Genomic DNA, 24,931 nt, shown 5'->3' on the forward strand with positions numbered 1-24,931 from the left:
AAATAACAGCTACATATGAGCGAAGTAAGACATAACTGGACTAAGGAGGAGATTCAGGATATTTATAATAAACCAATGATGGAGTTGCTCTATAATGCGGCAACGATCCATAGAGAACATCATAATCCGAATACGGTTCAGGTATCTACATTACTATCAATAAAAACAGGTGGATGTCCTGAAGATTGCGGGTACTGTCCGCAGGCTGCTCGTTATCATACAGATATTGAGGGCAATGATCTTATGACAGTTCAACATGTAAAAGCACAGGCCTTGCGGGCTAAGGCAAGCGGGAGTTCAAGAGTGTGTATGGGAGCAGCCTGGCGTAATGTTAAGGATGGGCCCGAATTTGACCAGGTGCTCGAAATGGTACGAACAATCAATAAGCTAGACATGGAGGTCTGCTGTACCCTTGGGATGATTACAGAAAACCAGGCCAAGCGTCTAGCGGAGGCTGGACTTTATGCTTATAATCACAATCTGGATACTTCGGAAGATTATTACAAAGATGTTATTTCAACAAGGGCATTTAAAGATAGGTTGGATACTATTGATAATGTCAGGAAAAGTAATGTTACTGTATGTAGTGGCGGCATAATTGGTATGGGAGAGCAACTTGAAGACAGAGCAGGAATGCTGGTAGCCTTGTCTTCTTTGAATCCGCAACCAGAATCTGTTCCGATCAATGCCCTGGTTGCTGTAGAAGGCACTCCTATGGAAGATATGGAACCTATTCCCATTTGGGACATGATAAGAATGGTAGCAACCACCAGAATTGTAATGCCAACAACTCAGGTGCGACTTTCTGCCGGAAGGACAGAAATGACACAGGAAGGGCAGGCCCTTTGTTTTTTTGCAGGGGCAAATTCTATTTTTGCCGGGGACAAGTTACTTACCACCCCAAATCCGGATGTCAACGAGGATATGAAACTATTTGAATTACTAGGATTAGTACCTCAGAAAGCATTTGTAAAGACTCCTCAACCAGAAACCGTTGAAGCAGCAGACTCTCAATATGAGTCTTTGGGTGAAAAACCAAGATGGACTCGTCCGAATCATCAGATTGCCCGTAATGACTCGGCTAAAAAAACGTCGGCATTACCAGAAAATCGCAGTTAAAAGTTTTACTTGGTAAGATTTTTGCATTGTTATTTAACTTTGAGGGTCAAATAAATTTGAGTACCGTTGAATTTACACGAAATTCCAAGAATACCCACAATCACAAAAGAGGAGTTCATCGAGAACTATTTTAAACCTCAGAAGCCTGTCGTTATTGAACGATTGGTGGAAAATTGGCCCGCTTATTCCAAGTGGAACCTGGATTATATAAAGTCTGTCGCGGGAGATAAAGAGGTGCCTCTTTATGATGACAGGCCGGTAGATTACAGGGACGGTTTTAACGAGCCCCATGCAAGAATGAGGATGTCAGAATATATCGAACTTCTGAAAACGGAACCTACCAAATACCGAATATTTTTATGGAACATAATTAAAGAGGTTCCAGAGCTTCAGAAAGATTATACTTATCCGGATTTTGGTTTAAAACTAATGAAAGGCTTACCCATGCTTTTTTTTGGAGGAAGAAACTCCCATACTTTTATGCATTATGATATAGATCTTGCCAATATATTCCATTTTCATTTTGATGGTGAGAAAGAGTGCATTTTATTTCCACAATCAGAGACGAAATACCTTTACAAGGTGCCCCACTCTTTAATTACGCATGAGAGTATTGATTTTTCCAGGCCCAATTTTAAACAATGGCCCGGGCTTAAACATGTTAACGGGTATAAGACCTCCCTCAGACATGGAGAAGTATTGTATATGCCTGAAGGATACTGGCATTATATGAAATATGTTACGCCGGGTTTTTCTATAAGCCTAAGGGCGATAGCAAGGAACCCAAAAAATTTAGGGAAGGCCTTCTATAATGTATTGTTTATGAGACATTATGATAATCTGATGCGAAAACTCAGAGGACAAAATTGGATAGAATGGAAAAACAGGCAGGCAATACGGCGAACAGAGAATTTTATAAAGCAAGGAAATCATAATAAGTAAAGCTAGTAAAGAGGGCGCTTCTTGGAAAAAGATGAAAAGGGGTTAGCCAATCAGCTCTTTAACCTTATCATAAACCAGATGGGCTTCCCAGCCCCGATAAAGCAAATAATTGGCTAATTTTTTACGCTTCTTGTGTATATTTTTCTCTTGAATTTGGGAGTGTCTTTTATCAGATAGCTCGTTGAATATCTCCAGATAGCGTTCGTCATCAATTTCACTTATCGCATGCTTAATGTTGTATTTAGAAATATTTCTTCGTTTTAGTTCGGCGATAATTCTTTTTTTCCCCCATTTCTTAATGTTGTGCTTACCACGCGCAAAGGCTCTGGCAAAGCGCTCTTCGTTAAGGTAATTTTCCTTGATGAGATGTGCAATTATATGGTCTCGTGCCTCCGGAATCATTCGCATTTCTATAAGTTTATCACCAACTTCTTTATGACAGCGTTCCTGATAGGCACAATACCCTTCCAGTTTGGAAATAGCTTCAGAAAGGGTATAAGATTTTCGGTTATTGTTCATTGGTTTAAAAGATAAGGGAAAGTTTATCAGTTATGGTTTAAAGGTCTAGTTGAATTTCCAGCACCTTAGAAGAACTGCTAAACTTTTGGTGGGTTGATGTTTCCGATTGTTCGGCCTTACCCTCAAGGATTTTATAGCTACCCTCTTCTGATTTTAGAGGTGTCAATTCTATGGTCCAATCAGGATTAAGTTGCACAACACGTATATTTATGGCCTGGGGAGTGCTTTTATAATACACCGAAATCTCATTGTCAGCAACCAATACATTTTCTAAGGAAGCATCATCCCATTCCTTAGGTAATTGGGGCTTTATCACTACTTTTTTTAAATGGCCGTGGGGCATTATTCCGAAAAATTGCTGAACTATAGGAATGGCATAACTATAGATATTCCAGGCCTGTGCTATCATTCCATAGTCTGGTGATACCTCGTACATGCTTCCCGGGAGAGCATAGCTAAATGTTCTGGTCATTCGTTTTAAATAATCCAAAGCTTTGTCGGGTCTGTTGTAGTTATTTTCAGCTACGGCCTGCACCCCTGTCGGCAAAGTCATCACGGCCCCTGTATAGGAAAAGACTTTGCTGCCACTAAAAGAACCATCATCACTACCAGCCGATGCATCCCTGTCTATCCCGGTAACGAAAACACCAAAGGGGTTCACAAATCTTTCCGCTGTGTTCAACGCTTTCAGGGCTTTATCTTTATCTGCGATTTTCATTTCCATAGGGGTATTTACTACCCAATTATGATGCACTACAAACGGTCGCAATTTATCGGACGGATTAGAGAGAATCTTTTTCTTGGTCTGCTCAAGCTCTTCAATTGCCCAGGGTTTATTTAATGTATCAGCACGCACTATAGCATCATCTATCAGGTGGAGGGCCTGTGTGTCTTTTCCTAAGAAGTCAGCATAAGAATCAAATTCGTCAGACCAGAATTCCTTATTGATATTTGCTTTCAAATCATCTGCAGTTTGCTGATACTCTTTCGCCAAGGTCTTTTCTTCCAGTACACTTGCCATTTTGGCTGCATCAGAAAATGCCCTTTGTGTATACGAAGCCACATCTATCATTTCACTATTGAGACCATGAATTTCCATCATACCAAAACCATCCGGGAAAAGATTTCTGTTTTGGTCATTTTCTTCCATGAGCCATTGCAGTCCTTTCTTTACTGTGGGAAAATACTTTTTTAGAAATTCAATATCGCCATTCCATTGAAAAATTTCCCAAATCAACGACGCGTACTGCGGAGTTTCATTAATATTTCCTTTATTGAAAACCACCCCATTGGTCGACATCTCGTGGATTATTTTACCATTGCCATTTACGGCGTTTGAGACACTATCTAATAGTTCAATGGTCTTATGCACCACATCACTTTGACCAATAGCCATATACCCTTTTAAGGCGTATTCGCTATCTACTCCGAACCACCAGGGATAGTCAGGAATACCTGCGGTGATTCCGGTACCAACTTCAGGGACATTCCGTACCAGCCAATCGCAATTGTATTTCAGCCATTCAAAGGTTTGCTCAATTTTTTTGTCCGGTAGGGTGAGTTTAGACTGTTTTGCCAATTGTTGATACCTTTGTTTTTTAGCTGCTAACAATTGGAGAGCATTGTTCTGAATTTCCTGGTAAGTTTGTAATGCGGCCTCCTTTGAGTTATAAGAGCCGGCAATTGTGAAGGTTAGGGTTTCACTACTCCCCGGAGCGATAGAAAGTGAATGACCAAGACGGTTTGCAGAACCCTTTCCCATATATTCGTTTTCCTGCACGGCATTTAGACTAATGCTATTTTCAGCACCAAAGGCAACATACCACGAATTAAGTTCGTCTTTCGCCAGCCATAGATTCAGATCATCCAGGAATTCTGCGGAATCCTGGCCATCAATCATGTTGTTTTCTTCACCCAGCCATGTAGGTCTTAGGTCTGTGTACCCGGTAAATTCAAACTCAAAATTCAAAGTAGTTTCACCAGTATTTTCCAATTTGTATTGTACAGAAATGCCTTCCAGGTCGTCCGGCACGAAATGCAAACGTGAAATATTTAGATTTTTTCTTTCTAAAGTGTACTGCAATTCGTTTCCAAAGGGATAATTAATAAATGTATGGGCATCTGCTAATTTTACTATTTCATCTTCCCATCGGAGAGCAGCTCTAAAACCGTCCATGAGTTTAATCGGGTGATTCCAGATACCTCCCATTTCTCCTTTTATATGCCAGCCTATTTCGGGAAAGGTGCCATTCTGATGGCCAACCATATACACCCTATTCCCTGCAGTAACATAGGGAGAATTCAGATACTCTTGCTTGCCTTTTATAGAAGGTGAATCAGCCAGAAGGGCCTGGAAATTATGTGTCTCATTTTCATTTTCCGGGGAACATGCGATAAAAGCTATTAGGAGGCCAATTAAGGCAAGGAGCTTTTTCATTTAAAAGTGTTTTTCTGATGTCAGTTTAGACTAAATTATAAAAAATAGAAGGAATTCATTAGCCATGAAATTGAATTTCACTTGGATAATAGCCAAAAAAAAAGCGACTCCGTTTTGGAATCGCTTTTTTATTATGAAATTATTTTACCGTCTTTATCTTTAAAACGGTACTCGAGATATTTATAAGCATCTCTTGGTTGTACTTTAACCCATTTTTTGTGTTCCATAAACCACTTGGAACGGATTGATGGGAATCCTTTGGTTATGTAAGCCGCTATAAAAGGATGGATGTTTAAAACAATACCATTATCCTTTTTGTTACTCTTCATAATCCTTTCCAGATCTACATTTATTTTATCTACCAATCCAATAGGTGCCTCTACTTCCTGGCCATTACCACTTGGATTTTCTTCTGTAGTTTTAATATTTACTTCGGGACGTACCCGTTGTCTTGTAATCTGAATAAGACCAAACTTGCTCGGGGGCAATATTTTATGTTTGGCCCTGTCTTCTTTCATCTCATCTCTCAGATGATCAAAAAGCTTTCTTCTGTGATCGGCCTTTATCATGTCTATAAAATCTACCACGATAATTCCGCCCATATCGCGCAACCTAAGTTGCCTTGCAATTTCCGAGGCGGCAAGAAGATTTACTTCAAGAGCTGTATCTTCCTGATTTTTGGCTTTGTTAGAACGGTTACCGCTGTTTACATCTATTACATGTAGTGCTTCTGTATGATCTATAATCAGATAAGCACCTTTACTCATAGAGGCAGTACGCCCAAAAGAGGTTTTAATCTGCCGTTCTATCCCAAATTTTTCAAAAATGGGAACAGAAGAATTATATAATTTTACTATCGATTCTTTTGCAGGAGCGATCTCCGCAACATAATCTTTAATTTGGTTATAAAGCGTTTCATCATCCACATGGATGCCAGTGAAACTATCATTAAACACGTCTCTTAAAATGGAAGAAGCTCTATTTAGCTCCACCAAAACTTTAGAGGGTGTAGGTGCTTTATACAATTTCTTACACATTGCTGTCCATTTGTTCAGCAAGTTTTGAAGATCCTTGTCTAATTCTGCTACTTTTTTGCCTTCTGCAACAGTCCTGATGATTACGCCAAAACCTTTAGGTTTTATGCTTTTCACCAATCTTTTTAGCCTGTCCTTTTCTTCTTTGCTTCCGATTTTTTGTGAAACGGAAACACGATCAGAAAATGGAACCATAACCAGATAACGTCCTGCTAGTGAAAGCTCTGAACTTATTCGTGGTCCTTTGGTAGATATGGGCTCTTTGACTATTTGCACAAGTAAAGACTGATTTGCCTTGATCACATTATTAATTGTGCCGTGCTTATCAATATCTTTTTCGAATGGAAAATTTTTCAGGGAATAATTTCTTAATTTCCCTGTACTCACCTGCTTAATAAATTTCAACATAGTGGCCAGTTGTGGCCCCAGATCGTGATAATGTAAAAAGGCATCTTTTTCATAGCCTACATTAACAAAAGCGGCATTTAAACCCGTTACAGGTTTGCGCACTTTGGCAATCATTATATCACCAACGTTGAAATTATTGGTATCTTCATCTTTGTGAAGTTCAATGAGCTTTCCATCCTTCAGTAAGGCAAAATCGACGGCATTAGAATTGGATCTTACGATTAATTCTCTATTCACCTGATTCAGTTTTAATCCCGTATTACATAATACAGGATGGATTAAACATTTGTTGTTACAGGTTGTTGTATTAACCCGTCGAAATCCTTTTTGGAATTTCTATGTCAATGAACGTAGTATTCGAAAAAGCAATCGAAAGGGGATGAAAATATCAGCCCCTTTAATTTACTTTTTCTTATGGCGGTTAGCTCTCCTTCGCTTTTTACGCTTATGGGTAGCTACCTTATGTCTTTTTCTTTTTTTACCACTCGGCATAAAATTCTACTTTAATTTCTGTTATTATTGAACTTGTACGTTACTCTTAACTCCTTCAACAAAAACCTTGGCTGGTTTAAATGCCGGAATGTTATGAGCTGGAATCTTGATGGTGGTATTTTTAGAAATATTCCTACCGGTTTTTTCCGCTCTTGTTTTGATAATAAAACTGCCGAACCCTCTCAGGTATACATTGTCGCCATTCTCTAATGAAGATTTGACCTCTTCCATGAACGTTTCAACAGTTGCTTGAACATCTCCTTTTTCAATTCCCAGTTTTTCTGAGATTCTCGATACAATATCCGCTTTCGTCATTTTAAAAATTTAATTTATCTGTATGTTTTTCAGGCTTGCAAATATATAAATATTATTCAATCTTTTGCCTTAAAGAACTAATTTTAAGTATATAAACAATTACTTTTGCTCCTTAGTATAATGGAGATGTCCTTTTCAAAAATAATTCTTCGATGGTATTCTGAGAATAAAAGATCTTTACCCTGGAGAAAGACCAAAGATCCCTATAGAATTTGGCTATCCGAAATTCTCCTGCAACAGACCAGAGTTGCTCAGGGTCTGCCATATTACCAGAAATTCCTTAAACAATATCCAACAGTAAACGATCTGGCAGCTGCCAGTGAAGCAGAAGTATTAAAATTATGGCAGGGTTTGGGATATTACTCAAGGGCCAGAAATCTGCATGCCACTGCCAAAGCAATAACTACAGATTATAAAGGCAAATTTCCTGAGACTTACAAAGATCTTCTGAAATTAAAAGGAGTTGGGGATTATACAGCCAGCGCCATTGCATCTGCCTGTTATAATTTGCCGGAACCCGTCGTAGATGGTAATGTTTATAGGGTACTAGCAAGATATTTTGGGGTGGATATTCCTATAGATTCTTCCCAGGGGACAAAATATTTTAAGGAACTGGCTCGTGAAGTTATGGATGTGGATGATATAGGGCCTTATAATCAGGGGATAATGGAGTTTGGCGCTATCCAGTGTACTCCTAAAAGCCCTGATTGTCTTAATTGTCCTTTAAATAAGAGTTGTTGTGCTTTAAAAGAAAACAGGATTCATGAATTGCCGAGGAAACAGAAAAAAACCAGGGTGAGAGTCAGAAACTTTAATTATTTGATACTTCTCGATCCGGAAAACAACACCTTGTTGCAGCAAAGAACCACTAAGGGAATATGGCAAAATCTATTTCAATTTCCATTGATAGAAACAGAGAATTCTATTAATGATACACAATTAATACCGCTTTTATCAAAAGTATTATCCTATCCGGAACTTACGGAAGTTAGGGAGTTTAATAAACAAATGATTGTACACAAACTATCGCACCAGCACCTCCATACCAAGTTCTGGTTAATTAAAACGGATAAGGTATTGAATGAAGGTATTCCCCCTTCAAAATTAGACAATTATCCAGTGCCGGTTTTGATTGCTGATGCTATTAAAACCCTTAAAATTTCGTATTTTTGAATTCTTAAACATAAGCTATGAGCGGTACATTAAACAAAGTGATGTTAATTGGGCATTTGGGCGATGAAGTGAAGATGCACTATTTTGAAGGGGGTAACTGTATAGGTCGTTTTCCTATTGCCACAAATGAAACCTATACCAACAAACAAAGTGGGGAAAAGGTCACAAATACAGAATGGCATAATATTGTTCTAAGAAACAAGGCTGCGGAAATATGTGAAAAATACCTTAGTAAAGGAGATAAAATCTATGTGGAAGGCAGGTTAAAGACCAGGCAATGGCAGGGGGAAGATGGGAATACAAGATATACCACTGAAGTCCATGTTCAGGACTTTACATTTCTTTCTACTAAGAAAGAGAGTATGGCAAACAGTATGTCTGCTGGTCAGGGAAATACTCAAGCCACAGAGGCATCCAGGGAAAAAACACCTTCCACAGTTGCACAAACGGCAAGTGAACCGGAGCAGGAAGATGATCTTCCATTTTAGAACCACTTAAGAAATTAAATTCTGACTATTGGATCCTGATCCCCTTAGTTTAATCCTGAATTTTGTCTTTTTAGACAGTGTCTTCGCATTAAAGATTGTTGTTCTTGTTATTTTACTGGGATGCTCTGCCCTAATTTCAGGGGCGGAAGTTGCTTTTTTTGGACTTTCACCAACCGATATTAACGGCATCGATGAAGAACGATCCTCCAGGGGAACCATAGTAGTTGCATTACTAAAGCGGCCTAAAAAGTTATTAGCCACAATTCTTATTGCCAACAATACCATAAATATTGGAATTGTTCTCTTGTTTAGTGCAATAGGAGACACCATTTTTTCAGGCATTAATTATACCCTTTTTGGTCTTCTGTCTGTTCGGTTTTTACTCGAAGTGTTGGTGGCAACTTTTCTGATCCTGATGTTCGGTGAGATCCTTCCTAAGGTATACGCCAATAGGAATCAGAAACAATTCTCCCATTTTATGGCCTATCCTTTGAAGGTCTTAGATGTTCTGTTTTCTCCACTAAGTCTTCCAATGCGGTCTGTTACCTTTTTTTTATATAATAAATTAGGCAAGCAGAAAACCAATTTAAGCGTAGATCATTTATCTCAAGCTCTGGAACTTACTTCTGAAGGAGATACCACAAAAGAGGAACAAAAAATACTTGAAGGAATTGTAAGCTTTGGCAATACAGATACGAAACAGGTAATGCGCCCGAGAATAGACATATTTGCGCTAAGCGAGGATATGAAGTTTCCGGATGTTTTAGACGAAATAAAGAATCATGGCTACTCCAGGATACCGGTTTTTTCTGAAAATATGGACAATGTTCTGGGGGTACTCTATGTGAAAGATTTATTGCCCTATTTAGATAGAAAGGTATTCGATTGGATTTCACTTATTCGGGAACCATATTTTGTGCCTGAAAATAAAAAACTAGACGATCTGCTGGTGGAGTTTCAGGACAAGAAAAACCATTTGGCTGTCGTTGTTGATGAATATGGAGGTACTTCAGGAATAGTTACCCTGGAAGATATTATCGAGGAGATTGTTGGGGATATTAGCGATGAATTTGACGATGTCGACCTTATCTTTTCAAAGCTCGATGATTATAATTATGTATTTGACGGTAAAACTACCCTCAAAGATTTCTACAGAGTAGCTAAAATTGAAGATGAGGAAGCCTTTGAAGTTCAAAAAGGGGAATCAGAAACTATTGCTGGTTTTGTACTGGAAATATCAGGAAGTTTTCCTAAAAGAGGGGAGAAGGTGTATTTTGGAGATTACCAGTTCCTCGTAGAAAGTCTCGACAAAAAAAGAATTAAACAAATAAAAATCACCTTACCACATGCAACTTAAATGGCCTCTTGTAATACTGTTATTAGTTTTGATGGGATCTTGTCGAGAAGAGGTGCTTCCCAAACCAAAGGCCATGCTTCGTTTGGAGTACCCCAATTCTCCTGCGGGCAAGTTAGAAACAGACCACTTCGAATTTGAGCTTAATGCCCTTGCAAATGTGAAAGATCGCAATGCTAAATCGCTGACATTGGAATACCCGAAAATGAAAGGGTCCATATTCATTACCTATAAAAAAGTAGAAGGGGATCTTCAAAAATTACTTTCTGATGCTCAAAAATTAAGCTACGAACATGTCGTAAAAGCAGACGCAATTGATCCTAAAGAGTTTATCAATGAAAGTGAAAGGGTTTATGGGATGTTTTATGAAGTTAAAGGCGATGCCGCTTCACAGGCCCAATTTTACGCCACAGATAGCCTGACACATTTTGTTACGGGTTCGCTGTACTTTTATGTTAAACCCAACTATGATTCCATATATCCTGCCGCGGTATACCTGCAAAATGATATACAAAGAATAATGGAAACTTTGAAGTGGAAGAATTAACAATGCTACTGCCTGGGTTGGAAAGATCCTTGCAGGGTTTATGATCGCTATGCAAAAGCAATTACTTCTGGATACTCATAAAAGGATATTGCCCTATATCCACAATACCCCCGTGTTAAAATCGCGCTCCATAAGTAAAATTGCGGGAGCAGAGCTCTATTTTAAATGCGAAAATTTTCAAAGGATGGGGGCATATAAGATGAGAGGGGCTACAAATGCCATACTTCAACTCTCTGGTGAAGCCAGATCTCGCGGGGTGGTAACTCACTCATCAGGGAATTTTGCACAGGCCCTGTCACTGGCGGCCAAAAGCCTGGGCGTTAAAGCCTATATTGTAATGCCTACTTCTGCCCCAAGAATTAAAATAAAGGCCGTTGAGTCTTATGGCGGTATTATTTCCTTATGTGAACCTACCCTAATTGCAAGGGAGGCAGGTTCTGATAAAATTCAAAAAGAAACCGGAGCTACCTTTATACACCCCTCCAATGATGATGAGGTTATACTTGGGCAAGGAACTGCGGCTCTGGAATTGTTAACCGAGATCCCGGATCTGGATACTATAATTACGCCGGTAGGAGGTGGGGGATTAATAGCTGGCACTGCCCTGGCCGCTCATTATTTTGGAAATAATTGCAGGGTGATCGGAGCTGAACCCTTTGAGGCAGATGATGCATACAGATCTTTGATAAGTGGTAAAATAGAAGGGAATGAGAGTACAAATACTATTGCTGACGGACTCAAGACGGTACTGGGAGACAGGAATTTTCCAATTATTCAAAAGTATGTTGACAGCATCATCAGGGTTTCTGAAGATGAAATCATTTCAGCTATGCACCTGATTTGGGAAAGAATGAAAATTATTGTAGAACCTTCCAGTGCCGTTGCCCTGGCTGCGGTATTAAGAGAAAAGGAAATATTTGATGGTCTGAAAGTTGGTATTATTATTTCTGGTGGGAATGTAGACCTGGAACAATTACCTTTTTAACTTAATCCTTAGTTTCCTCTAGCAGATTTTCGGCATTTTCAATACTAGAATTAATCTGGTCTTTCAGCGCCTTCATTCTTTCTTCCTCCTTATCTAGCCACAACTGCTTCTGATCATTCAACGCTTTGCCATTCATAATCTCATCAGTATCAAATTTATTACCAAAATCCTGCATCCACCGCATCATCGAGTCACGTGCAGCCTGTAAATCTTTTCTGGCAGCCTTATATTGCATACCTGTTGCCGTACTATCTTCTTTACTACTCAATTTCCCTGCAAGTTTTGCCATGGTACCCATTTTAGGCATAACTTCATCATGCATATTCATGACTTGCTTCATCTGAGAAAGGGTTTCCGATTTTTTTTCTTCCTTACAGGAATAGACAAGGCCGATTACTAAAAAAGCAAAGAGCAAGTTTTTAATTTTCATAAAAGGAATTTATAGTTGACCAAAATTACAAAATGCAGTTATATTACAGCTAATTATAAATCATATTTGCATCACTTTAAGGGGAAACCTAAAAATGCCTGAAAACAAAGTCTTCAGACATTTTTAATTAAGGATACTTTTGAATTAATCAGTCGAAATCAGCATCTGTGACTTCCTTGTTTATGACGGCCTCCAAAAGTCTGCTTTCAATCTGTTGAGGGCCCATAGTGCCAACTTTAACAGATGGGAATTTAATCCCATCTACTTCCTGATAGTCTTTATAGGAGACCTCCTGATTCTGAGTCTGGCCATTTACTGTAATCACTGAAGTTTCTTTTACTTTAAGGCCACTTTCCACATCGTAAAAGTAAGTGGCTTGCACGGCTTCACCGGGAACCTCTATTTTGTAGGCGTCCTTACCTTCAATTTTTTCAGTACCTGTCAATTTAGCTTTCTGGTTCAGGGCTATGCCTTGTTCTGGAAAAATACCCATAGCACTTTTAAGATCGTTTTTCATTTCAGGAGGAAGAGGCACTTTGTTTCCTCCCTGTTTCATATAGAGCTCATCTCCCTTGGCAATAACTCCCATCATTGGGGCATCATTCATATAGGTAGTTTGAGCATACTTATCTGCAGTTCTTTTTTCTTCTGTCTTGATCTTTGCTCCCATAGCTTCGCCTTCATAAACCAACATCAATGATTCTATCTTATCTACTTCACTTTTGCCGCCAATAGCCTCAAAGTAATTTTCAATAACACTTTTCACATTTACGCCATCAGGCAAGGCAGCATCATAATTTGGCTTTTCTACCTTTTCTGCCGTTTTGCTGTAATATCTTACCGGGATTCTTTTACCATTGATGTCTACCTTTTCCAGGTTTTCTGCAACATCGCTGCCCTTGCCAACAACTACAACCCTGGTCTTTTCTAAAGAAAGATATTTTTGTGCTGCCTGCTGTACATCTTCTTTGGATACGGAATTTAAGCGCTCCAGATAAGTCTTGTAGAAATCTTTGGAGAGGCCTTCTGTTTCAATATTGAGGGCATATCTTGCTATTGTTTCTGGTCTTTCCAGGGCCCTTACAAAACTCCCAACATATTCAGCTTTGGCAGTTTTAAGTTCTTCATCGGTAACTGGTTCCCTAATAATCTTATCCAGTTCTTTAAGTATCTCTACAGTGGCACTATCCGTTACCGCATTCCTGACACTTGCAGATGCCCTGAAAATGGCAGGCGCATATTTGTCATTACCAAGACTGGAGTAAGAACCATAGGTATATCCTTTGTCTTCCCTTAAATTTAGGAAAAGCCTGGCTTGTGCACTTCCACCCAAAATTCTGTTGGCCAGTAAGGCATCCAGATAATCTTCATTTTTCATTTTAAGATCTACCAAACTCTGCACACTGACATTAGATTGTACAGCATTAGGCATGTCTACAAAATTTATCTGAGTAAAAAGTGCATCGGAAGGCCTTGAATAGCTTAAACTAGATGGTACTGCCTTGGTCCATGGAGTAAAATTTTTAGTCACCAGCTCTTTTACTTCATCAAAGTTAACATCACCAATTACCACTAAATAAGCGTTCGCGGACACAAAACGATCTTCATAAAACTTTATAACATCTGCCAGGGTTACATTGTTAACTGTAGCTTCTGTGACAAATTCTCCGTAAGGGTGCTGTGTCCCATAAGCAAGGGCATACTGTACTCTGCCCGCAATAGAAGCTACATCCTTCTCCTGAGTCTTAAGACCAGTTATTAATTTAGCCTTCTCTTTATCAAATTCTTCCTGAGTAAAATTAGGATTGATGGCAGCATCTGCCATAAGTTCTAATATCCGGGGGAAGTACTTGGAAAGCGAATTGGCAAATGCACTTTGAGATCCAAAATTTATGCTTGCACCAAGAAAATCTATTTCTTCGTTATAATCATCTTTTGAAATAGATTTAGATCCATTACCTAAAAGACTGGCAGTAAGAGAAGAAACCCCGGCTTTATCACCCTCAGCTATAGGGGGGTTATCTATCCTTAACTGTATAGAAACTCTTGGGAGTTTATTGTTCTCCACCACCATAACTTTTAAACCGTTATTGAGTTCAAAGTTCTGAGGTTCTTGTAAATTTATTTCCGGTGAAGGTCCGGGTTCTGGTATTATACTGCGGTCTATCTGGGCTTGAGCTCCAAAAGACATACATGCCAATAAAACTATCGTATATAAATTTTTCATGCTAATGTTTAATTTTCTAAGGTTTCTTCTGGTAAATATTCCAATTCCACTCTTTGGCTGGTCTGCAAATATTTACTCGCAACTTCCTTGATTTCCTCTCTTGTTATAGAGCGGTAGATATCAATTTGATTATTAATAAGGCTGGTATCATCATAGAGCATATAAAATCTAGCAAGAGAATTAGCAATACCTGCTATACTACTATTGGAGTTTACAAATTGATTTTCAAATTTATTCAGCAATTTTTGATGGTCATTTTCTGAAATTAATTCGGTTTGAACTTTAACAATTTCTTCGTCAATTTCTTCTATAATGGTAGCTAATGAAGTTTCGCCAACGGGTAATGCCCCTAAAATATAGGCCCCGTAATCTTCCTGGCTGCTATTAAAAGCAAATACCTGTAAGGCTTGTTTTTGCTCATCTACTAATTTTTTATAAAGCTTGGAACTCTTACCGTCACTTAAATAAGTTGATAACATATCCAGTACATACGCATCTCTTTCTGTTTGTGCGGGCGTCCTGTATCCCATCAATATTGCAGGTATCTGAATATTAGAATCGTGATACTTTGTTTTGATGGTTGCAGTTATAGGATCTTCAACAAAAGTCTTTCTTTCTATAACTTTTCCTTTAGATATGGGGCCAAAATAATCCTTAATTAATTTTTTGGTGCCCTCGAGATCTATATCTCCGGCAACAACCAATACAGCGTTATTAGGCACGTAATACTTTTGATTAAATTCCTTAAAATCTTCAAGGGAAGCACTTGCAAGATGTTCAAGAGAACCTATGGTTTGCCATCTGTACGGATGTTTTTTAAATAGGTTTATAAACATTTGCTCTCGCCATCTTCCGTAAGGTGCATTGTCATATCTAAGACGTCTTTCTTCCTGAACTACTTCACTCTGGGTATCTACACCGATTTTATTTATTATCGGGTGCATAAGGCGCTCAGATTCTAACCAAAGTCCTAATTCTAAATTATTAGAAGGGAAAGTCTCGTAGTAGTAGGTCCGGTCCTGAGTTGTATTGGCATTACCTTGTCCTCCTCTTGAAGAGACGATTTTATCCCATTCTCCCCGCTCTATATTCTTGGTTCCTTCAAAAAGAAGGTGTTCAAAGAAGTGGGCAAAACCAGTTTTCTCAGGGTTTTCGTCCTTTGCTCCAACATGATACATTACCGCAGTAGTAACTACAGGTGCTGAATTATCCTGGTGCAAAATAACATGTAGCCCGTTGTCAAGGTCGTATTCATCATACGTTACCTCCTGGGCGTTGGTGGCCATAACTGCAAAAAGCAGAGGTATGGCAAGGGTTAGTGTTTTTCTCATTCTCATTAATTTTTTGTGATTATAGCTATCCGCTTTTTGATATGTATCTCAAAGCAAATTTATGTTTCACGAATATATATTTTTTACTAAAAAACGCAGGAAAACACGCTTGCTTTAACAAGATTTTATGGGATAATTAAACAATAATCCCTAAATTCAAGGAGCTAACGTCAAATAAGATCAAAATGAAACAATTTGCATTACCCATCAGATTTGGAATTGCAACCAGTGGATGCCTGATTGCTTATTTCTTAATACTTTCTTTATTTGGCTTACATACCAATGTATTTTATAGTTTGTTTAATGGTGTCATTACCGGATTTGGTATTTATGAAGCAATTAAGTATTACAGGCTAAAAGATAAAGACAGTTTTAATTATGGTGCAGGTTTTACGGCCGGAATGGTTACGGGATTTGTAGCTACTTTAATTTTTACTTTCTTTTTTGCCCTCTATTCCACTGAATTAAACAGCGGTTTCCTTGAACAACTTTCTTCGGTCTTTTTCAAGGATTTTAAAAGTTTTGAAGGAATAGTATTTTTCACCGTTGCAATTATGGGGTTCGCTACTACCTTGGTACTTACGCTCTCTTTTATGCAGCTCTTTAAAGCCTCTAATAACCCAAGGGGAAAATCGGCTTAAATTCCTCTAAAATCACTTGCGAATTCCCAATTTAGCAGTATATTTGCACCCGCCTAAGCAAGATGTCTTGTTTTGGCTTAATGGCCCTTCAAAATGTGGGGCCTCAGTAAAACAGAAATAATAGATACACTATGTATGCAATTGTAGAGATGGCAGGGCAGCAATTTAAAGTTGCAAAAGACCAGAAAGTGTATGTTCACCGTTTAAAGGAAGACGAAGGTAAAAAGGTAACTTTTAACAACGTTCTCCTAATTGAAGATGGTAAGAACATCACCATTGGCGCCCCGGCTATAGACGGAGCCGCTGTAGAGGCTAAAGTCGTAAAACACCTGAAGGGAGACAAAGTTATTGTCTTTAAAAAGAAAAGGCGTAAAGGGTTCAAAACAAAAAATGGTCACCGACAGTATTTAACAGAATTGGTCATTGAAAGTATTGTAGCCAAAGGCGCAAAAAAAGCAGCTCCTGCGAAGGCTAAAGCGGAAAAAGCAAAACCTGCTGCTAAAAAAGCTGAAGCTCCAAAGGCCAAGGCAGAAACTAAAAAAGCTGCACCAAAGAAAGCTGCTCCTAAAAAGGCAGCTCCTAAGGCGACAACGGATCTGAGTAAAAATACAGTTGCTGAATTAAAGGCAATGGCAAAGGCAAAAGGAATTGAAGGGATTTCTTCAATGAAAAAAGCCGATTTAATAGCAGCATTGAGTAAATAATAACTATGTTGTCCGGGAATTATCCGGTAAGACGATTAAAATAAAATATCATGGCACATAAAAAAGGTGTAGGTAGTTCTAAGAACGGTAGGGAGTCAGAATCGAAACGTCTGGGCGTTAAGATTTACGGTGGCCAGGCTGCCGTTGCCGGAAATATCCTCGTAAGACAACGAGGCACTAAACATAATCCAGGGGAGAATGTATATGCCGGTAAAGATCACACTTTGCACGCTAAAGTTGATGGTCTTGTAAAATTTGAAAAGAAATCAGGAGGGAAATCCTATGTTTCTATTGAGCCTTTTGAGGCTTAGAATACTACTTAATATTAAAAAACCCTGATAATGTCCGCATTGTCAGGGTTTTTTTATGCTGTACTAAATTATTAGTTAAGCGGAGTAATAGACCTCGGGTATATTCAACCTGTCAATGCATTTTTTAATAATTGGATTACCCCTTCCCCATCTACATCTATACAGATGTTTATTTTGGGTCTGTTTTTCCAGGGTTTTAAGGTCTTTCGCTCTTCATTATCTGTATCCACAGTAGCAGGCCAAGTCTTGCCCTTGCTTATACCTCCATTGGTTTCCACACGAACAGGGTATTTTACGGTTTTATAAAGGCCTGGCTTTATCAAATAGGCAAATACCGAGGAATCGTGCACATACGTCCCATTCATTTGGTTTACGCGTTGAAAAAAGTCCAGATAAAAAAGATATGCCTTTGTAACGTGCGCATTTATTGGGGAGTCATTTCTTGCTATTTCATCAAAAGTCTCTCTGGATAAAACGGTTTTATGAGTTACATCTAAGCCTACCATTGTAATTGGCCAACTGGCACCAAGAACCTTATCGGCTGCCTCCGGATCAGATAGTATATTGGCTTCTGCTGCCGGACTTGCATTTCCAGCACAAAAAGCATTACCGCCCATAAAGACGACTTCTTTCACCTTATGTTGAATCTCAGGATCTTTTTGTAAAGCCAGAGCCAAATTTGTCAGTGGGCCAAGTGCGGCAAGGGTAACTTCACCCGGTAATTCATTTATCTTTTTGATAATAAACTCAGCAGCAGGTAAATCAATAGCTTTTAGAGGGGCTTCCGCTGCCCATGTATTGCCCTGGCCATCATCACCATGAATGAAAGCGACGCCGCCCGAGAATTCAGAATTCAAAGGATGCGCGGCCCCCCTGGCAACCGGGACATCAGGTTGGTCTAGTAAATACAACAATCGCAGGGCATTGCTGGTAGTCAATTCAATATTTGCATTGCCATAGACTGTAGTGAGTCCCAAAACATCAAATTGTCTGCTGCCAAAAGCGAACTGGATAGCCCTGCTATCATCTATTCCCGGATCAGTATCTATAATTAGTTTAGTCCTATTCATTAATTTCACTTAAGCAATTTATCAGCCAGATGCAGCCAGTGATCTACTCTTTCAAAACCGTTGGTATTTATGTTGTGTGGTGAGGAGAAAAGGTAAGACTTTCCATTAAAGCTCTCCAGGTTATAACTGCGGTCATCAATGAGTATATCTCCTTTAAGTACATGTTTATCGCCACATAAAATTCGTTTTTGCCAGGGAATAAATGGGAAGTGTTTGTCTAGCCAATCGCTTTTTTCTCTCAATGAGTTTGGAAACTGCATGGCTGCGGAAGCGATATAAACTTCGTACTTATTGTTAAGCTCCCGGAGTACCTCCTTACTATTTTTTAATGGGCTAAGATCCCGAAAAAATCCGGGCTGCCGTGCATGTTGACGAACACTTTCCTGATGAGCCTCAGGAACACATTGCCATACTTCTGCTCCTAAACAATCCTGGAGGGTTAATGAAGCGTTGTAATCTTTGTTATAGATTTCTATATGGGCTCCATAAGTATCTGCCATTACTTCATCCATATCCACAAATAATGTCATTGCTTTTGTTTTTGCGAAGTACGGCAAAAAAGCAATTAAAGAAAACCTAACTACAAATCAATCACAAAATCTTAACATATCGTAAGTTGTTCATAGAAATATCCGGGAATGCACTTATTAAAGTCATCTGTTTATCCGGAAAATCATTACCTTGTATAGGCAAAAAGAAATATTTATGAGAGCACTTCAATCAATAACAACAATACTACTTTTATTAGTTTCATTTACAGTTCATTCGCAGTCCAAAAAGGATAAAAAAATAATGGCTGATGCCAGAAAAGCCAAGAAAGAACTTCTTAAAACCAGTTCCAGTCTGCAATCATTTTTTGATAATTCCGCAGGCTATGTAATTTTCCCTAATGTTGGTAAAGGAGGATTTATCATTGGAGGTGCATCAGGCAACGGGGTAGTTTACGAAAAGGGAAATGCCGTAGGAATGGCAAATCTCAAAAAGTTGAACGTGGGACTCCAAGCAGGCGGGCAATCTATTATTGAAGTTATTTTCTTTGAGACTAAAGTAGACCTGAACAGGTTTATGGAAGGGAAGTTTGCTTTCGCTGCTGAGGCATCTGCAGTGGCACTTAAATCCGGGATAGCAGTAAATGCAAAATATAAAGATGGGGTAGCGGTTTTTGCGCTGCCTAAGGCAGGACTAATGGCTGACGCTTCTGTTGGCGGTCAAAAATTTGGTTATGATCCATTCTAAGGCAAACCCAATGCTTTACGAGTTTTAATTGATGACTATATAACTAAAAAATCCTGTTCTAATTTGAACAGGATTTTTTAGTTATAAATAGATCAGATAGGCAAATTAATACCTGTAATAGTCTGGTTTAAAAGGACCATTAACCGGTACACCAATATAGTCTGCCTGATCTTTCTTAAGATCCGTTAGCTCTGCGCCTAGTCTGGAAAGGTGTAATTTAGCCACTTTTTCGTCCAGGTGTTTGGGCAACATGTATACCTTGTTTTCATACTTATCACTATACTTCCAAAGTTCTATTTGCGCCAGGGTCTGGTTGGTAAATGAATTACTCATCACAAAACTCGGATGCCCTGTGGCACAGCCCAAATTAACCAGTCTTCCTTCTGCTAATACAATGATATCTTTTCCGTTGAGATGATATTTATCTACCTGGGGCTTAATCTCATCTTTGGTGTCTCCGTAATTGTCGTTCAACCAGGCCATATCTATTTCATTATCAAAATGTCCAATATTACATACAATAGCCTTGTCTCTCATTGCCAGGAAATGCTCCGGGCGAATAATATCCTTATTCCCAGTTGAAGTAATTACAATATCTGCATTCTCAATTACCGATTCCAGTTTTTTAACTTCGAAACCATCCATACAGGCCTGGAGTGCGCAAATTGGGTCTATTTCGGTGATGGTTACTATAGCACCTGCTCCTCTGAACGAAGCGGCAGTTCCTTTTCCTACATCACCATAGCCTGCTACTACAACTTTCTTGCCAGCAAGCATAGTATCCGTAGCCCTTCGGATAGCGTCTACCGCACTCTCTCTACAACCATATTTATTGTCGAATTTGGATTTGGTAACCGAATCGTTGACGTTAATAGCCGGCATTGGCAGGGTGCCATTTTTCACCCTGTCATAAAGGCGGTGTACTCCGGTAGTAGTTTCCTCGGACAGGCCTTTAATGCCCTTGGCAAATTCCGGATAATGATCCAATACCATATTAGTAAGATCACCGCCGTCGTCGAGAATCATATTTAATGGTTTTCGGTCTTCTCCGAAAAATAGCGTTTGCTCTATGCACCAATCAAATTCCTCTTCATTCATTCCTTTCCATGCGTATACCGGAATACCGGCTGCTGCGATTGCCGCAGCTGCATGATCCTGAGTGGAGAAAATGTTGCAAGAACTCCAGGTAACTTCCGCCCCAAGAGCTATTAGCGTTTCAATTAATACCGCCGTCTGAATGGTCATATGAAGGCAGCCGGCAATCCGGGCTCCTTTCAAAGGTTGTTCCTTTCCAAATTCCTCCCTTAAAGACATTAGTCCCGGCATCTCTGCTTCGGCAAGATCTATTTCCTTTCTACCCCATGCAGCCAAAGTGATATCCTTGACTTTATAGGGGACATAAGTTGTAGTTTTGGTGCTCATATATATTTTTTATTTTACTTTCGTTTTATCGCAGTATACCTGAGATAAATTCATTTGCAAAGGTAATGATAACATAAATAACCGCATGCCTCTTTACAAAACTATAACAGTTCAGCCGGGCATAAAAGCCTATATATGGCATGTCACGGAGTCCGAGGCAGAATTATCCAAAGATTTGGTATTAGAGACCAATAGTCTGTCACGGATAAAATGCATGAAGTCCGAAATACACCGACGGGCATTTTTGAGTATACGTCATTTGATGAAAATCCCGGGTTATGTCGATAGAGATCTTTTTTATGACAAGGCAGGAAAACCGCATTTACACGACGGAAATTTTGTTTCAATTTCACACTCGCATCAATATACAGGACTAATTGTCAGCACTGAGAAAGAAGTGGGTATCGATATAGAAAAACAACGTGAAAAAATATTGCGGATAGCACATAAATTCACCCCAATTAATGAGTACAGGACTATTGCGAATGTCGATGCTCTAATACGGAAACTTACCATGGTTTGGGGGGCAAAAGAATCACTTTACAAAATTTATGCGACTCATGGGCTCAGTTTTTTGCACCATATAAATATCAAAGACTTTTCAATATCAGATTCCAGCACCACGGGGGAAATACTGTACCTGGGGAAAGTTTCAAACTATACCATTTCGTTCGTAGATTTTGAGGGCTTTAGCTGTGTATATGCTATAAGAAAAGATGAAACATAACAAACACTATTTACTAGTAGTACTAATCTCAACTTTACTATTTAAAGATGACCATACTTAATCTATAATTATGAAAATTTCAGTAGAATTGACGCTTAGTCCATTACAAGAGCATTTCGAGGCACCGATTATTAATTTTATTGAAAGACTGCGAGATTCTGGCCATACTGTCTTGGAAAACCCCTTAAGCACACAGATTTATGGCGACTATGATTCCCTGATGCCCTTACTTCAGACAGAGATCAAAACAGCCTTGGAGAGTATGGATAACGGACTGTTGTTTATGAAAATAGTTAAAACTGATCGCAGCGATTATGAGCCCCATTTTTGATTTTTTATTTGGTCAGTATAACGACTACGAAACACATCATACGGTATTAGAGATTATTGCCGTTGTATTTGGATTATTATCTGTTTGGTTCGCCAAACAGAATCATATACTGGTATACCCTACAGGGATGATAAGTACGGCAATTTTTGTATACCTGCTTTTTCAATGGGGCCTCCTTGGTGATATGATGATTAATGGATATTATTTTATTGTCAGCGTTTATGGCTGGTATGTATGGACACGGAAGGTAGACAATGAAAATTACACCCCTATATCTGTTACAACTCTAAAAGAAAAAAAGATTTCCCTATTCATCTTTATTGCTACTTTGATATTTGTATATATTGTTTATTTCACATTCGATAAATGGACGAGTTGGACGGCCTATGTAGATACACTTACGACTGCAATCTTTTTTGTGGGAATGTGGCTAATGGCTAAAAGGAAAATAGAGAATTGGATATATTGGATAATTGGCGATATAATATCTGTTCCTTTGTATTTTTATAAGGGACTTACCTTTACGAGTCTTCAATATCTGATATTTACAATAATAGCAATCTTTGGATATTTTGCATGGAGAAAGCATTTGAACAAGACCCCGCAGATGTCATTAAAGTAGTTTTGTTTGGACCTGAATCTACCGGCAAAACCACTTTATCAGAACAATTGGCCAGACATTACAATACAGTTTGGGTGCCGGAATATGCACGGGAATATTTGCAGGATAAGTGGAACAATGAAAGAAAAACCTGTGAACCAGATGATTTACTACCCATTGCCAAAGGTCAAATGAAGCTTGAAAATGCACTTGCTAAAAAGGCCACCAGGTTGTTGGTATGTGATACGGATCTTTTGGAAACTATGGTATATTCAGAAGCTTACTACCTTGGCTATTGCGATCCCCTTCTGGAGAAATATGCCTTGAAAAATTGGTATGACTTATATTTACTTACCTACATAGACGTGCCCTGGGAAAAAGATGATTTAAGAGACAAACCCGGAGAACGGGAAAGAATGTTCCAATATTTTAAAAATTCTCTGGTAAAATACAATCGGAATTTTATTATCTTAAAAGGAGATAAAAAAACCCGTTTAGCAATGGCGATAGAAGCTATAAATAAGACAATGGCCATATGATCCAATTTACAGATAAAGACCAACAGCAGTTTGCCGAAGCGGGGATATCCGAAGAGAAGGTCCTAAAACAAATTACCACTTTTGAAGAAGGGATCGCAATGATCTGCCTGGAAAAGGAGGCGGTGGTTTCCTCCGGCATTTTAAAGTTTACCGAGGAAGAGAATAAAGCTCTTATTCAGTACTTTGAGAAGGCGGTTAATGACATAGATGTACTAAAATTTATACCTGCTTCCGGCGCAGCTTCCAGGATGTTTAAGTCGCTATTCAATTTTCTGGAAAGTTTTGATCCCAAGCAGGAAACACTTGATAATTATGTTGAAAGGACAGGGGACAACGCCATTGAAATCTTTTTTGCGGATCAAAGTTTGCTGCCCTTTGCCGGAATTGTGAATGATAGGATACAGGGTAAAGCTGACTCTGCGGAAGAAGGACACCATTTATTCGTTAAAGAATTACTCTCGGAAGGGGGACTGAATTATGGGTTTTACCCTAAAGGCCTTTTGCCTTTTCACAACTACGGAGAGTACGTAAGCACCCCATTTGAAGAACATTTAAAGGAAGGCGCAAAATATGCAGCCGTAGCTGCCAATGCACGATTGCATTTTACTATATCACCCCAGCATGAGGAAATGTTTAAAGGGGAGTATGATAGGATCAAAAACAGGGTTGAAACCGAAACCAAAAGCACATTCGAAATAGACTACTCTTTCCAAAAACCTTCAACAGATACCATTGCGGTAACTTTAGATAACCAACCTTTTAGAAATAAAGATGGCACTATACTGTTCAGGCCGGGAGGGCATGGAGCGTTGATAGAAAATTTGAATGAACAGGACGCCGACATCATTTTCATTAAGAACATTGATAATGTAATTGTTCCGGAATATTTAGAAGCCATTTCCAATAGCAAAAAAGTGCTGGCCGGATTGCTACTAAAGATTCGGGAAAAAGCGTTCTATTATGCCAGATTGTTAGATGATAATAATATAGATCCGGATCAACTGGGAGCCTTAAAATCTTTCCTTGAAAATGAACTTAACGTGCGCTTCTCAGAAAATTTCTTCGGTTTTAGTATAGATCAGCAACTTGCAGTTTATAAGGACAAAGTTAACAGACCTATTCGCGTATGCGGTATGGTAATAAATGAAGGGGATCCGGGAGGGGGCCCATTTTGGATAAGAGATATACATGATCATATTTCCCTTCAAATTATTGAATCGGCCCAGGTAGATTTGACAGATGAAGTGCAACAGAGAATTTTTAAGAATTCCACGCATTTTAACCCAGTCGATCTGGTTTGTAGCGTAAAAAATTACAAAGGAGAAAAATATAATCTTCTGAATTTTGTTGACGAAAAGCAGGGCTTTATCACTTCTAAGACCAAAGATGGTGAAGTATTGAAAGCACTGGAATTACCAGGGTTGTGGAATGGGGCAATGGCCTATTGGAATACTATATTTGTTGAGGTGCCTTCCTTTACATTTAATCCGGTTAAAACAGTGAATGACTTGCTAAAGCCTACTCACCAAATTTCAAAATAGTTTAGTA

At 38.9% G+C, this 24,931-nt stretch carries 26 protein-coding genes; 16 read left to right on the forward strand and 10 right to left on the reverse strand.

Annotated features, from left to right (window positions below; all coding sequences use genetic code 11):
* Positions 1–15 precede the first annotated feature (15 nt).
* Together bioB and J1G40_RS01825 are read left to right on the forward strand one after the other, a co-directional pair.
* On the forward strand, positions 16–1,119 hold the full coding sequence (bioB, locus tag J1G40_RS01820; protein WP_265240565.1) for a biotin synthase BioB: 1,104 nt from the start codon (positions 16–18) through the stop codon (positions 1,117–1,119).
* A gap of 66 nt (positions 1,120–1,185) precedes the next feature.
* Positions 1,186–2,061, forward strand: a complete 876-nt coding sequence (locus tag J1G40_RS01825) for a cupin-like domain-containing protein (RefSeq protein WP_265240566.1) — start codon at positions 1,186–1,188, stop codon at positions 2,059–2,061.
* Between the two features lie 42 nt (positions 2,062–2,103).
* Here J1G40_RS01825 and J1G40_RS01830 read toward each other — a convergent pair whose 3' ends face one another.
* The 4 genes from J1G40_RS01830 to J1G40_RS01845 all read right to left on the reverse strand — a co-directional run bounded on the left by J1G40_RS01830 (position 2,104) and on the right by J1G40_RS01845 (position 7,266).
* Positions 2,104–2,580 carry a regulatory protein RecX gene (locus J1G40_RS01830; protein WP_265240567.1) on the reverse strand — a complete coding sequence of 159 codons (477 nt, stop codon included), beginning with the start codon at positions 2,578–2,580 and terminating at the stop codon, positions 2,104–2,106.
* A 37-nt stretch (positions 2,581–2,617) separates the two neighbouring features.
* Entirely contained in the window at positions 2,618–5,017 is a 2,400-nt protein-coding gene (locus tag J1G40_RS01835) for a trehalase family glycosidase (RefSeq protein ID WP_265240568.1), read from the reverse strand.
* Positions 5,018–5,148: 131 nt separating this feature from the next.
* Positions 5,149–6,696 (reverse strand): ribonuclease E/G, encoded by a 1,548-nt coding sequence (locus tag J1G40_RS01840; protein ID WP_265240569.1) that lies wholly within the window; start codon positions 6,694–6,696, stop codon positions 5,149–5,151.
* Between the two features lie 279 nt (positions 6,697–6,975).
* Positions 6,976–7,266, reverse strand: a complete 291-nt coding sequence (locus J1G40_RS01845) for an HU family DNA-binding protein (RefSeq protein ID WP_265240570.1) — start codon at positions 7,264–7,266, stop codon at positions 6,976–6,978.
* Between the two features lie 126 nt (positions 7,267–7,392).
* Between J1G40_RS01845 and mutY the strand changes: the two genes are divergently transcribed.
* From mutY to J1G40_RS01870, 5 genes are read left to right on the forward strand one after another with little or no spacing between them, the layout of a single operon-like run.
* A complete protein-coding gene (mutY, locus tag J1G40_RS01850) occupies positions 7,393–8,439 on the forward strand; it encodes an A/G-specific adenine glycosylase (RefSeq protein WP_265240571.1) in 1,047 nt (348 codons plus the stop codon).
* Between the two features lie 17 nt (positions 8,440–8,456).
* Positions 8,457–8,927: a single-stranded DNA-binding protein gene (locus J1G40_RS01855; RefSeq protein WP_265240572.1), complete on the forward strand. Its 471-nt coding sequence runs from the start codon at positions 8,457–8,459 to the stop codon at positions 8,925–8,927.
* A 28-nt stretch (positions 8,928–8,955) separates the two neighbouring features.
* Entirely contained in the window at positions 8,956–10,284 is a 1,329-nt protein-coding gene (locus J1G40_RS01860; protein WP_265240573.1) for a gliding motility-associated protein GldE, read from the forward strand.
* Positions 10,274–10,828 (forward strand): gliding motility lipoprotein GldD, encoded by a 555-nt coding sequence (gene gldD, locus J1G40_RS01865; RefSeq protein WP_265240574.1) that lies wholly within the window; start codon positions 10,274–10,276, stop codon positions 10,826–10,828. Before J1G40_RS01860 ends, gldD begins: the two co-directional genes overlap by 11 nt.
* A gap of 49 nt (positions 10,829–10,877) precedes the next feature.
* Entirely contained in the window at positions 10,878–11,813 is a 936-nt protein-coding gene (locus J1G40_RS01870) for a pyridoxal-phosphate dependent enzyme (protein ID WP_265240575.1), read from the forward strand.
* Between the two features lies 1 nt (position 11,814).
* Here J1G40_RS01870 and J1G40_RS01875 read toward each other — a convergent pair whose 3' ends face one another.
* The 3 genes from J1G40_RS01875 to J1G40_RS01885 form a co-directional block, all read right to left on the reverse strand.
* Positions 11,815–12,243 (reverse strand): hypothetical protein, encoded by a 429-nt coding sequence (locus J1G40_RS01875; protein WP_265240576.1) that lies wholly within the window; start codon positions 12,241–12,243, stop codon positions 11,815–11,817.
* Between the two features lie 148 nt (positions 12,244–12,391).
* A complete protein-coding gene (locus J1G40_RS01880; RefSeq protein ID WP_265240577.1) occupies positions 12,392–14,470 on the reverse strand; it encodes an insulinase family protein in 2,079 nt (692 codons plus the stop codon).
* 8 nt (positions 14,471–14,478) lie between these two features.
* Positions 14,479–15,801 carry a M16 family metallopeptidase gene (locus tag J1G40_RS01885; RefSeq protein WP_265240578.1) on the reverse strand — a complete coding sequence of 441 codons (1,323 nt, stop codon included), beginning with the start codon at positions 15,799–15,801 and terminating at the stop codon, positions 14,479–14,481.
* Positions 15,802–15,986: 185 nt separating this feature from the next.
* On the opposite strand from J1G40_RS01885, the gene J1G40_RS01890 reads away from it, so the two are divergent.
* The 3 genes from J1G40_RS01890 (at position 15,987) to rpmA (ending at position 17,457) form a co-directional block, all read left to right on the forward strand.
* On the forward strand, positions 15,987–16,442 hold the full coding sequence (locus tag J1G40_RS01890; RefSeq protein ID WP_265240579.1) for a DUF4199 domain-containing protein: 456 nt from the start codon (positions 15,987–15,989) through the stop codon (positions 16,440–16,442).
* A 131-nt stretch (positions 16,443–16,573) separates the two neighbouring features.
* On the forward strand, positions 16,574–17,146 hold the full coding sequence (gene rplU / locus J1G40_RS01895; RefSeq protein ID WP_265240580.1) for a 50S ribosomal protein L21: 573 nt from the start codon (positions 16,574–16,576) through the stop codon (positions 17,144–17,146).
* Positions 17,147–17,196: 50 nt separating this feature from the next.
* On the forward strand, positions 17,197–17,457 hold the full coding sequence (gene rpmA, locus J1G40_RS01900; RefSeq protein ID WP_265240581.1) for a 50S ribosomal protein L27: 261 nt from the start codon (positions 17,197–17,199) through the stop codon (positions 17,455–17,457).
* Between the two features lie 104 nt (positions 17,458–17,561).
* On the opposite strand, the gene J1G40_RS01905 is transcribed toward rpmA, so the two are convergent.
* Both J1G40_RS01905 and J1G40_RS01910 read right to left on the reverse strand, forming a co-directional pair.
* Positions 17,562–18,527, reverse strand: coding sequence for a nucleoside hydrolase (locus J1G40_RS01905; protein ID WP_265240582.1), 966 nt, complete (start codon positions 18,525–18,527; stop codon positions 17,562–17,564).
* A gap of 5 nt (positions 18,528–18,532) precedes the next feature.
* Positions 18,533–19,057 carry a 5' nucleotidase, NT5C type gene (locus J1G40_RS01910; RefSeq protein WP_265240583.1) on the reverse strand — a complete coding sequence of 175 codons (525 nt, stop codon included), beginning with the start codon at positions 19,055–19,057 and terminating at the stop codon, positions 18,533–18,535.
* 175 nt (positions 19,058–19,232) lie between these two features.
* Here J1G40_RS01910 and J1G40_RS01915 point away from each other — a divergent pair, with 175 nt between their 5' ends.
* Positions 19,233–19,763, forward strand: a complete 531-nt coding sequence (locus J1G40_RS01915; RefSeq protein WP_265240584.1) for a lipid-binding SYLF domain-containing protein — start codon at positions 19,233–19,235, stop codon at positions 19,761–19,763.
* A gap of 105 nt (positions 19,764–19,868) precedes the next feature.
* Here the strand turns inward: J1G40_RS01915 and ahcY are convergent, their stop codons facing one another.
* A complete protein-coding gene (gene ahcY, locus J1G40_RS01920) occupies positions 19,869–21,185 on the reverse strand; it encodes an adenosylhomocysteinase (protein ID WP_265240585.1) in 1,317 nt (438 codons plus the stop codon).
* An 85-nt stretch (positions 21,186–21,270) separates the two neighbouring features.
* Here ahcY and J1G40_RS01925 point away from each other — a divergent pair, with 85 nt between their 5' ends.
* The 5 genes from J1G40_RS01925 to J1G40_RS01945 all read left to right on the forward strand — a co-directional run bounded on the left by J1G40_RS01925 (position 21,271) and on the right by J1G40_RS01945 (position 24,924).
* Complete coding sequence (locus tag J1G40_RS01925) at positions 21,271–21,912, forward strand: 4'-phosphopantetheinyl transferase family protein (RefSeq protein ID WP_265240586.1); 642 nt, start codon at positions 21,271–21,273, stop codon at positions 21,910–21,912.
* Between the two features lie 70 nt (positions 21,913–21,982).
* Positions 21,983–22,243 (forward strand): hypothetical protein, encoded by a 261-nt coding sequence (locus tag J1G40_RS01930; protein ID WP_265240587.1) that lies wholly within the window; start codon positions 21,983–21,985, stop codon positions 22,241–22,243.
* A complete protein-coding gene (gene pnuC, locus J1G40_RS01935) occupies positions 22,227–22,865 on the forward strand; it encodes a nicotinamide riboside transporter PnuC (RefSeq protein ID WP_265240588.1) in 639 nt (212 codons plus the stop codon). Before J1G40_RS01930 ends, pnuC begins: the two co-directional genes overlap by 17 nt.
* Entirely contained in the window at positions 22,820–23,383 is a 564-nt protein-coding gene (locus J1G40_RS01940) for an ATP-binding protein (RefSeq protein WP_265240589.1), read from the forward strand. The genes pnuC and J1G40_RS01940 overlap by 46 nt, the downstream gene beginning before the upstream one ends.
* Positions 23,380–24,924 (forward strand): DUF4301 family protein, encoded by a 1,545-nt coding sequence (locus J1G40_RS01945; RefSeq protein ID WP_265240590.1) that lies wholly within the window; start codon positions 23,380–23,382, stop codon positions 24,922–24,924. Before J1G40_RS01940 ends, J1G40_RS01945 begins: the two co-directional genes overlap by 4 nt.
* Positions 24,925–24,931 lie beyond the last annotated feature (7 nt).

The organism is Muriicola sp. Z0-33, assembly GCF_026126425.1.
GTDB lineage: Bacteria > Bacteroidota > Bacteroidia > Flavobacteriales > Flavobacteriaceae > JAFMPW01.

Coding starts and splice junctions, on each gene's coding strand:
- J1G40_RS01925 (WP_265240586.1), top strand. CDS start 21,271: ATGCCTCTTTACAAAACTATAACAGTTCAGCCGGGCATAAAAGCCTAT.
- J1G40_RS01880 (WP_265240577.1), bottom strand. CDS start 14,470: ATGAAAAATTTATATACGATAGTTTTATTGGCATGTATGTCTTTTGGA.
- J1G40_RS01885 (WP_265240578.1), bottom strand. CDS start 15,801: ATGAGAAAAACACTAACCCTTGCCATACCTCTGCTTTTTGCAGTTATG.
- ahcY (WP_265240585.1), bottom strand. CDS start 21,185: ATGAGCACCAAAACTACAACTTATGTCCCCTATAAAGTCAAGGATATC.
- J1G40_RS01915 (WP_265240584.1), top strand. CDS start 19,233: ATGAGAGCACTTCAATCAATAACAACAATACTACTTTTATTAGTTTCA.
- J1G40_RS01910 (WP_265240583.1), bottom strand. CDS start 19,057: ATGACATTATTTGTGGATATGGATGAAGTAATGGCAGATACTTATGGA.
- J1G40_RS01875 (WP_265240576.1), bottom strand. CDS start 12,243: ATGAAAATTAAAAACTTGCTCTTTGCTTTTTTAGTAATCGGCCTTGTC.
- J1G40_RS01830 (WP_265240567.1), bottom strand. CDS start 2,580: ATGAACAATAACCGAAAATCTTATACCCTTTCTGAAGCTATTTCCAAA.
- J1G40_RS01870 (WP_265240575.1), top strand. CDS start 10,878: ATGCAAAAGCAATTACTTCTGGATACTCATAAAAGGATATTGCCCTAT.
- J1G40_RS01835 (WP_265240568.1), bottom strand. CDS start 5,017: ATGAAAAAGCTCCTTGCCTTAATTGGCCTCCTAATAGCTTTTATCGCA.
- J1G40_RS01845 (WP_265240570.1), bottom strand. CDS start 7,266: ATGACGAAAGCGGATATTGTATCGAGAATCTCAGAAAAACTGGGAATT.
- mutY (WP_265240571.1), top strand. CDS start 7,393: ATGTCCTTTTCAAAAATAATTCTTCGATGGTATTCTGAGAATAAAAGA.
- J1G40_RS01890 (WP_265240579.1), top strand. CDS start 15,987: ATGAAACAATTTGCATTACCCATCAGATTTGGAATTGCAACCAGTGGA.
- gldD (WP_265240574.1), top strand. CDS start 10,274: ATGCAACTTAAATGGCCTCTTGTAATACTGTTATTAGTTTTGATGGGA.
- J1G40_RS01905 (WP_265240582.1), bottom strand. CDS start 18,527: ATGAATAGGACTAAACTAATTATAGATACTGATCCGGGAATAGATGAT.
- J1G40_RS01940 (WP_265240589.1), top strand. CDS start 22,820: ATGGAGAAAGCATTTGAACAAGACCCCGCAGATGTCATTAAAGTAGTT.
- rplU (WP_265240580.1), top strand. CDS start 16,574: ATGTATGCAATTGTAGAGATGGCAGGGCAGCAATTTAAAGTTGCAAAA.
- pnuC (WP_265240588.1), top strand. CDS start 22,227: ATGAGCCCCATTTTTGATTTTTTATTTGGTCAGTATAACGACTACGAA.
- rpmA (WP_265240581.1), top strand. CDS start 17,197: ATGGCACATAAAAAAGGTGTAGGTAGTTCTAAGAACGGTAGGGAGTCA.
- J1G40_RS01930 (WP_265240587.1), top strand. CDS start 21,983: ATGAAAATTTCAGTAGAATTGACGCTTAGTCCATTACAAGAGCATTTC.
- J1G40_RS01945 (WP_265240590.1), top strand. CDS start 23,380: ATGATCCAATTTACAGATAAAGACCAACAGCAGTTTGCCGAAGCGGGG.
- bioB (WP_265240565.1), top strand. CDS start 16: ATGAGCGAAGTAAGACATAACTGGACTAAGGAGGAGATTCAGGATATT.
- J1G40_RS01855 (WP_265240572.1), top strand. CDS start 8,457: ATGAGCGGTACATTAAACAAAGTGATGTTAATTGGGCATTTGGGCGAT.